The sequence below is a fragment of the Stenotrophomonas sp. YJH_SMC_17 genome (genome assembly GCF_059371655.1).
Window position 1 is genome coordinate 76274 of record NZ_JCAFUU010000003.1, and the last position, 11607, is coordinate 87880.

At 67.7% G+C, this 11607-nt stretch carries 10 protein-coding genes; 3 read left to right on the plus strand and 7 right to left on the minus strand.

Annotated elements, in window-relative coordinates; all coding sequences use genetic code 11:
- Positions 1-9 precede the first annotated feature (9 nt).
- From AC5P8Z_RS10030 to AC5P8Z_RS10040, 3 genes are read right to left on the minus strand one after another with little or no spacing between them, the layout of a single operon-like run.
- Entirely contained in the window at positions 10-681 is a 672-nt protein-coding gene (locus AC5P8Z_RS10030) for a VOC family protein (RefSeq protein ID WP_286070255.1), read from the minus strand.
- Positions 682-735: 54 nt separating this feature from the next.
- The gene (locus AC5P8Z_RS10035) at positions 736-1815 is read right to left on the minus strand and encodes an alpha/beta hydrolase family protein (RefSeq protein ID WP_286070254.1); all 1080 of its coding nucleotides are present in this window, start codon (positions 1813-1815) and stop codon (positions 736-738) included.
- A gap of 13 nt (positions 1816-1828) precedes the next feature.
- Positions 1829-2656, minus strand: coding sequence for an AraC family transcriptional regulator (locus tag AC5P8Z_RS10040; protein ID WP_286070253.1), 828 nt, complete (start codon positions 2654-2656; stop codon positions 1829-1831).
- 200 nt (positions 2657-2856) lie between these two features.
- On the opposite strand from AC5P8Z_RS10040, the gene AC5P8Z_RS10045 reads away from it, so the two are divergent.
- Both AC5P8Z_RS10045 and AC5P8Z_RS10050 read left to right on the plus strand, forming a co-directional pair.
- Positions 2857-5259, plus strand: coding sequence for a TonB-dependent receptor plug domain-containing protein (locus AC5P8Z_RS10045; protein ID WP_286070252.1), 2403 nt, complete (start codon positions 2857-2859; stop codon positions 5257-5259).
- Positions 5259-6560: an aminotransferase class V-fold PLP-dependent enzyme gene (locus AC5P8Z_RS10050; RefSeq protein WP_286070251.1), complete on the plus strand. Its 1302-nt coding sequence runs from the start codon at positions 5259-5261 to the stop codon at positions 6558-6560. Before AC5P8Z_RS10045 ends, AC5P8Z_RS10050 begins: the two co-directional genes overlap by 1 nt.
- An 83-nt stretch (positions 6561-6643) precedes the next feature.
- Here the strand turns inward: AC5P8Z_RS10050 and AC5P8Z_RS10055 are convergent, their stop codons facing one another.
- The 4 genes from AC5P8Z_RS10055 to AC5P8Z_RS10070 all read right to left on the minus strand — a co-directional run bounded on the left by AC5P8Z_RS10055 (position 6644) and on the right by AC5P8Z_RS10070 (position 10516).
- Complete coding sequence (locus AC5P8Z_RS10055; protein WP_286070250.1) at positions 6644-8158, minus strand: aminotransferase-like domain-containing protein; 1515 nt, start codon at positions 8156-8158, stop codon at positions 6644-6646.
- A 9-nt stretch (positions 8159-8167) separates the two neighbouring features.
- Positions 8168-8767: a DUF6436 domain-containing protein gene (locus tag AC5P8Z_RS10060; protein ID WP_286070249.1), complete on the minus strand. Its 600-nt coding sequence runs from the start codon at positions 8765-8767 to the stop codon at positions 8168-8170.
- On the minus strand, positions 8767-9027 hold the full coding sequence (locus tag AC5P8Z_RS10065; protein WP_286070248.1) for a hypothetical protein: 261 nt from the start codon (positions 9025-9027) through the stop codon (positions 8767-8769). Before AC5P8Z_RS10065 ends, AC5P8Z_RS10060 begins: the two co-directional genes overlap by 1 nt.
- A gap of 73 nt (positions 9028-9100) precedes the next feature.
- Positions 9101-10516 (minus strand): aminotransferase-like domain-containing protein, encoded by a 1416-nt coding sequence (locus AC5P8Z_RS10070; protein ID WP_286070247.1) that lies wholly within the window; start codon positions 10514-10516, stop codon positions 9101-9103.
- A 183-nt stretch (positions 10517-10699) separates the two neighbouring features.
- Here AC5P8Z_RS10070 and cyoA point away from each other — a divergent pair, with 183 nt between their 5' ends.
- Positions 10700-11605 carry a ubiquinol oxidase subunit II gene (gene cyoA, locus AC5P8Z_RS10075; RefSeq protein ID WP_286070246.1) on the plus strand — a complete coding sequence of 302 codons (906 nt, stop codon included), beginning with the start codon at positions 10700-10702 and terminating at the stop codon, positions 11603-11605.
- Positions 11606-11607 lie beyond the last annotated feature (2 nt).

Consider the following 11607-nt stretch of genomic DNA (forward strand, 5'->3'; position numbering starts at 1 on the left):
CGCGCCGTGTCAGATCGCCGCTACCTGCCAGCCCTGCGCCTCGTCGCGCAGCTCCCCTCGGCCGGTCACGTCGCCCACCTGCAGCGTCAGCCCCCGTCCATTGGGTAGATCCTTCTGCTCGGGGAACCAGCGCCTCTCCGCGGCGACCACGATCAGCAGACCCTCGTCATCGCCCATCGGTGCGAACTGCGGCGAAGGCGGACTGATCGGTTGCAGGCCGAAGCGCTGGCTGGCCTGCTCGCGCACTGCATCGACATCGTGGCTGGGCAGGCCGACTTCGCTGAGGCAGGTCAGTTCACTGCCATGGAACACGCCTTCGCGCGTGCTGGTGGGCAGACGGCGACGACCGATCAGTTCCAGGATCAGGCCGTCAGGCCCGGTGAAGTACACCGACTGCGACTGCCAGCTGCTTTCCAGCGCGAAGTAGTCCAGCCCGGCAGGATTGCGCTGCAGGGGCGTGCGTTCGCGCAACCAAGCCATCGCTTCGCCGAAACGGTTGTCCGGTACATTGAAGGCCAGGTGCACGCCACCGACTGGTCGCCCCTCGGCCGGTTGCAGTTGAATCGTGCTCCAGCCGATGTGTACATGGTGGCCGACAACGCGCTGTTGCAGCACGTCGTGGAAATACGCAGCGACCGCGACCACATCGGAAACCGGCAGCGTGAGGTGCAGCAGACGCATGGCCCATCCTCCCTGTATGCATCCACTGTAGCGCTGCACCCTGCCAATCGGCCACTAGCGCAGAGCGTCGCCGAAGAAACGTTCTGTCGCATCAATCGCCTGTGCGTGGGTCTGCGCCTTCGGCACGGCGGTGCTGCACAGCGCCGCCAGTCGTTGCCGGCCGGGCGCAGTGCACTCGGACAGGAAATCGTAGTGGCCAACATCCGGCAGGCGTGTCAGCGTCGCACCCGGAATCACTGCCTGCGCAGCGTCGCCATTGCTCGCCGGTGGGGCAACCTTGTCCGCGTCGCCCAGCAGGATCGACACCGGCTGCTGCAAGGAGGACAGCTGTTCAGGCGCGAATGCCTGCACGATGGCTGGAGCCAGCAGGAACACGGCCCGCACACCGGGAATCGCGCGTGACCTGTCGGCCTCGGCGATCCAGGGAGCGAGCGCGGGCGAAGACGCAGCGGCCAGGCGTGCTTCCATTGTGTGCGTGGCCGCTTCCTGCTGTGGTTGGCACACGCCGTCATCTGGATGCGCGCGACAGAACGCCAGCAGTCGTTGCAAGTCGGGGCGTGCGCCAGCGGCCAGCAGCGCCGTGTAACCGCCGGCGGAGAAGCCGACCACGCCCAGTCGTCCAGCGTCGACATGGGGTCCCAGATTCGGATCGGCCTTCACCGCCGCCAACGCGGTGCGCAGATCGTCCGCGCGCAGCCAGCTCAGCATGCTGCCGGTCAGCGTCATCTCGTCGGCACCGTTGTTGCCGGGATGATCCACCGCGATCACCAGATAGCCTTCCCGCGCCAGCGCCGTGCCCAACCAGCCCATCATGCGTGCACTGCCGCCGTTGCCGTGTGACAGCAGCAGCGTGGGCAGGCGATCACCCGCGACCGGTGCATCCTTGGCCGACCGGCCGACGTCGAAAAGCGGCGCGTCGGGTGGGCCGATGGTCAGCGCAGTCTCCCGGCTGCTGGCCGGTGCCGGATACCAGACCGTGTAGCGAAGCGCGTCGCGCTGCGCTGCGTCGCGCACGGCGGCACTGGCCACCGTCGTGGTGCCATGGCGCTCGCCGGCTGTCCAGCTGCCATCTGCGTGGGCGGAGGACGCCGCTGCCATCAGCAGCAAGCCGGTCATCGCCGTGGTCATGCGCATCTTCAACTCCATGTCAGCAGGGGCATTCGTCCACCGGCAACCAGATCTCCACGCCGCCGTTGCCGGTGTGCTCATCGAAGCGGGTGTCGTAGCGCTCCAGGTCCGGTGCCTCCGCGAGGGTAAGGCCGGAGCCGGGCAGGTAATGGTCCAGCAGCCAGAACCAGGTGGAGCGGATGGCCGAGATGTGCCCACCATGCCAAGCCACCAGGTAGCGCCGCCCGGGTACATCCACGCGCTGCCAGTGCGCAGGCACATGGCGAAGTGAACCGACCGGCAGCGCGGCGACATAGTCGAAGCCACCGTCGTCATCACTGTTGCAGCACACACCGAAACTGATCGGGGCCGGCGCCGGCCATTCGCGATTGAGCTGTGCCCACTGCCCGGGAATCGCACCGCCGCTGTCGCGCGTGTGGCGCCTGCCGATCCCGGCCACCTGGAACGCCGGGGTGTCGAGCAGGCGTGGTGCCTCACCGCAGGCCGCCGGCGCATCGTCCACGCGGATCGCCTGCACCAGGGCCAGTCCACCGGTGCCCTGCTCACGCACCCGCTCGGGCGTCTGCCCGAACTGCTCGCAGAAGGCGCGGGTGAACGCGGCGTGGGTGGTGTAGCCGGCGCCCAGCGCCACCTGCAGGATGTCGCCCGCGCCGCTGGCCAGGCGCTGCGCGGCAGCGGTCAGTCGCCGTCCACGCAGGTAGCGCATCACCGAGGTGCCGGTGCGGGCCTGGAACAGGCGCGACAGGTGGAACGGCGACAGCCCGGCCGCTGCCGCGATATCAGCCAGTGCCAACGGCTGCTCCGCATGGGTCTCGATGTACCACAACGCCTTGCCCGCCGCGCTCATCCTGCCGTCCCCCAGTTCCAATGCGGGCACAGTAGCCGATCAGCGGGCGCGGCGTTTAGCAGTTCTTGCGCATGGCTGGCACCCAGCTGTCGCACTGACGTCATGCCTCCTTCACAGATCGCGCCGAGACTGCGCGCCTTGTCCAGCGCCGCACCGTCTGTACCGGCGCTGGCCCTGTCGCGTTCTCCCGGAGCCCTGCCGTGCATCGTTCGAAGCTTTCGCGTTCCATCCTCCTTGCCCTTTCCATGGCCGGCGCAGGAGGCGCGATCGCAGCGGAGGCCGATGCGGTCGATGCCAGCAGCGGCAGCCGCGCCATGCCCACCCAGCTCGATGCGATGCTGGTCACCGGCACCCGCGCGTCCAACCGTACCCAGTTCGAAACGCTGGCACCGGTGGACGTGTTCACCAAGGAAGACATCACGTCCGTTGAATCCACCGACCTGAAGGACGTGCTGGCCCAGCTGGTGCCGTCGTTCGTGGTGCAGCGCCTGCCGATGGCCGATGGCCAGGTGTTCGTGCGCCCGGCCACCCTGCGTGGCCTGTCGCCGGACCAGACCCTGGTGCTGGTCAACGGCCGCCGCTTCCACCGCAGCGCGCTGCTCGGCAACCGTGGCGCGCAGGCCGCCGACCTGGCGCAGATTCCGACCAGTGCAATCAAGCGCATCGAGGTACTGCGTGATGGTGCGTCCGCGCAGTACGGCTCGGATGCCATCGCCGGCGTCATCAACATCATTCTCGAAGACGGCCCGGGCACCGAGATCACCGCCGGTTACTCGCAGTACGCACAGGGCGACGGTGCCTCGCGCAACTTCAGTGCGCGCACCGGCTGGTCGCTGGGCGACTATGGCAGCCTGGTGCTGTTCGCCGAGTCGTTCAATTCCGATGCCACGTCGCGTACCCGCCAGCGCCCGGATGCCATCGCCTTCCAAGCGGCCCATCCGGAGCTGGACGTGCCCAACCCGGTGCAGCGCTGGGGCCAGCCGGACCTGGAAAGCCGCCGCGTCGGCTTCAACGTGAAGGCCAACGCCAGCGAGGCGCTGGAGCTGTACGCGTTCGGACTTTACAGCCACAGTGATGGCGTCAGCGATTTCAACTGGCGCAACCCGGACACCACCACCGGTGCCTACCGCACCACGTCGATCTTCCCGGGCTGGAACCTGCGTTCGCTGTACCCGGTCGGCTTCAGCCCGCAGTACGGCAACGTGCAGAACGATCTGCAGCTGGTCGGCGGCCTGCGTGGCGAGATCACGCCGAAGCTGCGCTGGGATGTCAGTGCTTCGTATGGTCGCAACGCCATCGACTACAACCTGAAGAACTCGATCAATGCCTCGTTGGGTCCGGCCAGCCCGACCGCGTTCGACCTCGGCCGCCTGACCCAGACCGAGAAGAACGCCAACGCCGACTTCAACTACGAATGGGACGTGGCCGCGCTGTCCAAGCCGATCAACGTCGCCTTTGGTGGCGAGTTCCGCCAGGAGACCTACAAGGTGCGTGCCGGTGATCCGGCCTCGTATGCGGTGGGTCCGGGCGCCGTGGCGGGCCTGGAGGCCAATTCCAATGGCGCACCGGGCTTCTCGGCCAGTCAGGCCGGGCAGTGGAGCCAGCGCAGCAAGGCCGCCTACGTGGACATGGAAGTGCCGCTGGGCGAGCGTTGGAGCATCGGCGCGGCCAGCCGCTACGAGGACTTCTCCAGCTTCGGCAGCACGCTGGATGGCAAGCTGTCGGCGCGCTTTGCGATCACCCCGGACGTGGCCCTGCGCGGCACCGTGTCGACCGGCTTCCGCGCACCGACGCCGGCGCAGCTCAACACCACCAGCACCAGCCAGGGCCTGGACACGCGCACGCTGCAGATCTTCACCAGTGGCCGCCTGTCGCCGAACGATCCGCTGGCGCAGCTGCTTGGGGCGAAGCCGTTGAAGCCCGAAGAATCGCGCACCGCCTCGCTGGGCCTGACCTGGCGCAGCGATCTGGGCCTGTCCGGCTCGGTGGATGTCTACCAGATCAAGCTCACCGACCGCTTCAGCCAGTCGGCCAGCTTCGCCATTCCGGCCGGTACGCCCAACCCACTGGGCTACACCTCGGTGAACTACTTCACCAACGACTTCGATACCACCACCACCGGCGTGGACGTGGTCGGCAACTACCTGCGCGATCTCGGCGCCGGCCGCATGACGCTGACCCTGGCCTACAACTACAACCGCACCCGTGTGGACAACGGCAGCACCTCGGTGGCCACCAACGAAACCCAGCGCGTGCTGTTCGAGGACCGCCTGCCCGAGCACAAGGGCAGCCTCACCGGCAGCTGGGACGTCGGCGCCTGGTCGCTGATGGTGCGCATGCGCTACTACGGCGCCTGGACCGATTCCAGCGGCAATGCAGTGGGCGACATCTACCAGCGCTTCGGTGCGATGAGCTTCCTCGACCTGGCTGTTGGCTATCGCATCAACGAGCACCACAGCCTGCGCGTGGGTGCCGACAACGTGTTCGATCGCTACCCGGATGAGGCCACGTTCCAGGCCAGCCGTGGCCTGGTCTACTCGCGCAACGCGCCGTACGACACCGACGGTGCCAACCTGTACGCGCAGTACCGGCTCACCTTCTGATGGACGCTTGTCGTCGCTCCCTGTTGCGCGCCGGTGCATTGCTGCCGGCCGCAGTGGCACTGTCTTCACTGCCAGCCATGGCTGCCACGCGTTACGCTGCGCCGATGGAGATTCCCGCAACGACCGTGGCGCCGGACGTGCTGGCCCGCGATGAAAACTACTGGGCCACCGTGGCCAGCCAGTTCGACATCACCGACGAAGTGAACCATCTGGAGAACGGCTACTGGGGCGCGATGGGGCTTGAGACGCTGGCCAGTTACCAGCGCCACACCGCTGACGTGAACCGTGGCAACGCCTGGTACGGCCGCCGTGAATTCCCGGCGCAGTACATGGCAGTACAGCGGCAGGTGGCCGAGCTGCTGGGCGTGGGTGCGGATGAGATCGCGCTGACGCGGGGCGCCACCGAGGCGATGCTGGCGCTGATCGGTGGCTACAACCGCCTGCAGCCCGGCGACCAGGTGCTGTATGCGGACATCGACTACGACAGCATGATCGGTGCGATGCGCTGGCTGCAGCAGCGCCGTGGCGTGCAGGTGGAGCGCATCGCGCTGCCGGCGGTGCCGGACCACGCGCAGATTCTGCAGGTCTACGAGACTGCGTTCGCGCGGTTGCCACGCCTGAAGCTGGTGTTGTTGACCCAGGTCAGCCATCGCCACGGGCTGGTGCTGCCGGTGGCCGCGATTGCCGAACGTGCACGTGCGCGCGGTATCGAGGTGATCGTCGATGCCGCGCACGGGTTCGGCCAGATCGACTACGCGGTGCCGCAGCTGAAGTCTGATTTCGTCGGCATCAATCTGCACAAGTGGATCGGCGCGCCGGTTGGTGTCGGCGCGATGTACGTACGCAGGGGACGTGTGGCGGACCTCGACCCGTACATGGGCGAGGCCGACGATGGCCGTGTCGGCAGCCGCGTGCACACCGGCACGGTCAACTTCGCCGCCTATCTGGCGCTGCCGGAGGCGATCGCATTGCACCAGCGCATCGGCGTGGCCAACAAGCAGGCGCGCCTGCGCTACCTGCGCGAGCGCTGGACCGTACCCGCGCGGCAGATGACGCACATCGAAGTGCTGTCCTCGCCGGATCCGGCGCTGGCCAGTGCATTGGCCAGTTTCCGCCTGCGCGGCCACACCTCGGTGGAACAGAACCAGGCACTGCAGAAGCGTCTGGTGGATGAACATCGGATTTTCACCACGTACCGCGATGGCCTGGAATCGGGTGCCTGTGTACGGGTGACGCCGTCGGTGTTCACCCGGCCAGCACAGATGGACGCGCTGGTGCAGGCCCTTTCCGTCTTGGCCTGACCCTGCTTCGGTAGGTGCCAACCAAGGTTGGCATCTACCGAAGCGGATCGCGTAGATCCACGCCCTGCGTGGATGCTCTCCACCTACCGTTCGATGGCCGGCAACGCATCCGACAACAGCAATCGGTCAATCCGTCGCAACGCGCTTTCCAGCTGCCTGCGGTCGGCTGCCAGCCCCAGTGACAGGCGCACCCCATTCGGGTGCGACACGCCGGGCGGGCAGAACGCCGATGACGGCGCAATCGCCAAGCCCTGCAGCTGCGCAGTGCGAACCAGGGTCGCGTCGGTCCACGGCGCCGGTATCCGGCACCAGGCATGCAGGCCTTCGGCACGCTGCAGCAGCGACGGTGCCAGCAGATAGCGTGCCATGCGCACGCGCTCGCGTGCTTCGCTGCGCACCTGCGCCAGCAACGATTGCGCCGAGCCATCCAGCAGCAGCTGGCTGGCCAGCGCCGACACCAGCGGATGGCCCATCAACCGCGTTGCCCGCAGCGCGGCCGTCATCGCCTCGGCGCGTGCGGCACTCGGGCAGTGCACGAAGGCAGTGCGCAGGCCGGGGCTGATCACCTTCGACAGCGTCGCCACGTAGAACACATGGCGCGGCGCCAGTGTCGCCAGCGGCGTTGGCGCGTCCTCGGCAAGGTGCCAGTACGGATCATCCTCGATCGCCAGCAGGCCTTCGCGTTCCAGCACCCGCGCCAGCGCCTCGCGCCGCTGCAGGGGCAGGGTAAGCGCGGTCGGGTTCTGGCAGGTGGGGTTGAGATACACCAGCCGCGCGCCGCTGTCGCGTGCCTGCCGCGCCAGCGCCTCGGGGCACATGCCGTGTTCGTCGCCGTCCACCGGCAGCAGCCGACGCCCCAGCGCCGCTGCGGCCTGCAGCAGGCCCGGATAGACCAGCGCATCGCACAGGATCGCATCGCCATCGCGGCCCTGGCTGACCAGGATCGCGGCCAGCGCCACCTGCGCGCCTTCGGTCAGCAGCAGGCAGTTGTCATCCACGGCGCCCAGCATCGGCTGCAGCCAGCGCGCCGCGGCATGGCGATCAGTGGGGTTGCCGCCCCCCAGGTGATAGGTCATCAGGTTCGGTGCGTTGCTGCGCGCAAGCACGGCGGCGGCGCCGCGACGCAGCGTCTCCGCCAGCGCGTCGGCATCGGGCACCGGCGGCACGTTCATGCTCAGGTCCACCACCTGGTCGAAGCCGGCCTTGGGCGGTGCGATGAAGCTGCCCTGTGGTCCACGCGCTTCGATCAGGCCACGCTTGCGTGCTTCATCGAAGGCGCGGGTGACCGTGGTCAGGTCGATGCCCAGCTGCTGCGCCAACGCGCGCTGCGAGGGCAGGCGCTGTCCGGGTGCCAGACCACCACGGCGCACCGTGCGCTCCAGCGAATTGACGATGCGCAGGTAGATCGGACCGCTGTGCGCGAGCACGTCCTGCACCCACTCGCGCGCTGCGACATCCGGTCGCGGCATGTACGGAGCATGTCGGGGCGTATCGTTGCGTCCAACGGCGGGCGCCTGTCCATAACCATCGGTCGGTTCGGACAGGTGACCGCCGTTGTTGTTTGCGGCGGTCGCGCCACCCAGAGCCAGTGATGTCATTGCGCGTCCTCAGCGCTTGGCCTGCCACGGGCAGTAGCAGCCCACGGCAAGCAGTCCTTTGGGGCGCACGGTTTCACCACGCACCAGTCTGTCCAGCAGCGGTTCGACGAAACTGTTGGCCGAGTTGCAGACCATGCCGATGCTGTACGGCCCTGCGTAGGCCAGATGGCCGTGCCGGTCCCAGATCGCCACGGCAGGGCTGGCCGGGATGTTCTCGATGCCGTCGATGGTCGGCAGGTTGATCACCTTGCTGCGCAACGGCTCGGGCAGCTCGCCCTGCGTGCCCGGGCGGCGGATCGCATAGAAGTCGATGCCGGCGCGGCGGTACATGCTGATCAGGTAGCTCAGGTGCGCACCGGTCTCGCGGTTGCACACCCCGCAGGCCGGGTCCCAGAAATGCACCACGCGGATGCGGCCCGTATCTCCGGCCAGATCGGCCGGCAGGCGCAGCTGCGAGTCGTCGAAGACGATGGCCTGTTCGGTGAACGTGGACTGCGCGCTGTAGCCGAAGTACTGCCACAGCGCAGCCGCCACGCCGGCCATGAACAGGCAGGCGAGGGCGATCATCGTCGGCAGCAGCCAGCGGCGACGCGGCGCGGCTGCGCCCATCAGGACGCGTCCCCGCCGAACTTGTGCTCGTACTGCTTGCGCATCTCGCGGCAGGAATCGGCCTGCGCACGGCGCTGGATCTCGCTACGCGACGGATCCTCGCTGCGCTGCACGCACTGCTCGATGGCATGGCGTTCGGCCGCCTGCACATCCACGGTCTGCGGCTGCAGGCAGACCCAGGCCAGCGCGGCCAGCATCAGCACGACAAAGCCACCGCAACCGGCCATCACCACGTGGAATTTCACTTTCTCGGTGCGCATTGACGCACGTCCCTTCATCCATACATTGCATACAAAATATCATCTTGTATGGATATCGCGCCACGTCGACGACTCAGACGATGGCGCTGTGCCGGGCCTCGGGCGCTTCAGACAGGATCTCGTTCAGCTTGGACAACGCTCCGGCCAGCGCGCCCTGGTCAACCGCACCGCCCAGCGACAGGCGGATCGCGTTGCCCGGCGGCGGCTCTTCCACGCTGAAGGCATCGGAGCTGGCGATGCCCAGGCCTTGTTCCTGTGCGGCCTGGATCAGCCGGTACTGGTCCAGCCGTAGCGGTAGCGGCAGCCACACGTGCAGGCCGGCCGGGTGCGCCTGGGCACGGGACGGCAGGTACTGCGCGGCAATCGCCTGGCGCTCGCGCAGCTCCTGCTGGAAGCGCTGCACCATGTCCTGGGCCTGGCCGCTGCGGATCCACTGTGAAGCCACCGCCACCATCGACTGGGTCGGCATCAGGGCGATCGCGCGCAGGGCGTCCAGCACCGGCTCCATCGGCTCGCCGGCCGGCACCACCAGGTAAGCGGTGCGCAGGCCCGGGGCCAGGCACTTGGACAGGGTGGAGATGTAGTAGACAGGGCAGCCGGCGTCGCGATGCGCGGCCAGCGGCGGCGCGGCGTCCCCAGCCAGCAACCAGTAGGGATCGTCTTCGATCACGGTCAGATCGTGGCGCTTGGCGACGGCCAGCAGAGCCTGCCGGCGTTGTGCCGACATCGTTGCCGTGGTTGGATTCTGGATGGTCGGCACCAGGTAGAGCAGGCGCGGAGGGCGCACCTGGCAGGCTTCTTCCAGCGCATCGGGCAACATGCCTTCGGCGTCCATCGCTACCGGCACCACGCCCCGCTGCAGCACGCGCGAGGCGGCCAGCAGGCCCGGGTAGGTCAGCTGTTCGGCGGCGATCAGTTCGCCCGGCTGTGTGCGGGCCAGGATCAGCGCGCACAGCGCGGTCTGCGCGCCGGGGCAGATCACCACCTGGTCGGCGCCCACCGTGCCCAGCATCGGCGCCAGCCACTGCACCGCGGCGGCGCGGTCCTCGCGGGTACCGGCGCCGACGTGGTAGCTCATCAGTTCACCCTGGCCCAGCTGCTGCCCTACGTGCTGGAAGCCGGCCTCCATGCCCTGCGCGAACGGCGCGCTGCCCAGCAGCGGCGGGATGTTCATGCTCAGGTCCACCGAGGTGCTGCGGTTGCCGGCCGACAGCGCGATGAAGGTGCCGCCGGCGCCCTGCGCGTCGAGCAGGCCGGCCTGGCGCAGTTCGGCAAAGGCCCGGGTAACCGTGGTCAGGTCCACGCCCACCTGCTGGGCCAGGTCGCGCTGCGGCGGCAGCCGGTCGCCCGGGCGCAGCACGCCGTCATCCACCGCCTCGCGCACCTGCTGGGCGATCTGCAGGTACAGCGGGCCGGCGCCCTCGCGGAAGGGGCGAACCCAGGTGCGATTGGGGTGTTTCAGGCGGCGGCCGGCGGCAGGTGGTGTCATCGGTCAGGTTTTTCCATACGTGCAGGTGCACAAGTCCATACAATTATGTATCTTGTATGGGCTTGATTGGAGTGGTTCGCCCTCTTGTAGGCGACCTCGTACCCACAGTGTAGCCGCTCCACGCCCGGGCGCTGCGCGCAGGCGAGCCGATCAAGCGCGCTTCTTCAACAGGGTTGACCTCCAATGAATATCTGCTGGAACCGCATCCGCCTGGCGCTGGTCGCCCTGGCCTGCGTCGGCCTGTCGGGCTGTGACTGGGTGCTGCTGGATTCGAAGGGCATGGTCGGGCTCGCCCAGCGCGACCTGATCCTGATCTGCATCGGCCTGATGCTGATCGTGGTGATACCGGCCATCGTACTGACCTTCGTGTTCGCCTGGCGCTTCCGTGCCGGCAACACCAAGGCGAAATACACGCCGGACTGGTCGCACTCCACCAAGGTGGAGATCGTGGTCTGGGGCGTGCCGCTGCTGATCATTGCCGGCCTGGCGGTGATCGTGTGGAAGTCGACCCACGAACTGGACCCGTACAAGCCGCTGGACGTGGCCGGCGAACCGCTGCACGTGGACGTGATCGCCACCGACTGGAAATGGGTGTTCGTGTACCCGGACCTGGGCATCGCCACGGTCAACCAGCTCAACTTCCCGGCCAACCGCCCGCTGGCGTTCAACATCACCTCCAACTCGACGATGAATACCTTCTTCATCCCGCAGCTGGGTGGGCAGATCTACGCGATGGCCGGCATGCGCACGCAGCTGCACCTGATCGCCAACGAGCCCGGCCAGTTCCGTGGCATGTCCGGCAACTACAGCGGGCATGGCTTCTCGAACATGAAGTTCATCGCCACTGCCAGCAGCAACGAAGACTTCGATCGCTGGGTGGCCGAGGTGCGCAGCGCGCCCGACGCGCTCAGCTTCACGCAGTTCAAGGGGCTCGCCGCGCCGTCGAAGAACGCACCGGTGCAGCACTTCTCCAGTGTTGAACCGCTGCTGTTCAAGAAGGTCATCGACCAGTTCATCGGCGTCGGTGAGAACACCGCTGCTGCTACCCCGGCGGGCGCTGCCGGTGGTGCCCAGGTTTCCCAGGAGTAACG

Excerpts from the sequence above, each read along its gene's own strand:
- AC5P8Z_RS10040 (WP_286070253.1), bottom strand. The coding sequence starts at position 2,656 with ATGAGCGCGGCGGGCAAGGCGTTGTGGTACATCGAGACCCATGCGGAG.
- AC5P8Z_RS10050 (WP_286070251.1), top strand. The coding sequence starts at position 5,259 with ATGGACGCTTGTCGTCGCTCCCTGTTGCGCGCCGGTGCATTGCTGCCG.
- AC5P8Z_RS10030 (WP_286070255.1), bottom strand. The coding sequence starts at position 681 with ATGCGTCTGCTGCACCTCACGCTGCCGGTTTCCGATGTGGTCGCGGTC.
- AC5P8Z_RS10060 (WP_286070249.1), bottom strand. The coding sequence starts at position 8,767 with ATGGGCGCAGCCGCGCCGCGTCGCCGCTGGCTGCTGCCGACGATGATC.
- cyoA (WP_286070246.1), top strand. The coding sequence starts at position 10,700 with ATGAATATCTGCTGGAACCGCATCCGCCTGGCGCTGGTCGCCCTGGCC.
- AC5P8Z_RS10055 (WP_286070250.1), bottom strand. The coding sequence starts at position 8,158 with ATGACATCACTGGCTCTGGGTGGCGCGACCGCCGCAAACAACAACGGC.
- AC5P8Z_RS10035 (WP_286070254.1), bottom strand. The coding sequence starts at position 1,815 with ATGCGCATGACCACGGCGATGACCGGCTTGCTGCTGATGGCAGCGGCG.
- AC5P8Z_RS10065 (WP_286070248.1), bottom strand. The coding sequence starts at position 9,027 with ATGCGCACCGAGAAAGTGAAATTCCACGTGGTGATGGCCGGTTGCGGT.
- AC5P8Z_RS10070 (WP_286070247.1), bottom strand. The coding sequence starts at position 10,516 with ATGACACCACCTGCCGCCGGCCGCCGCCTGAAACACCCCAATCGCACC.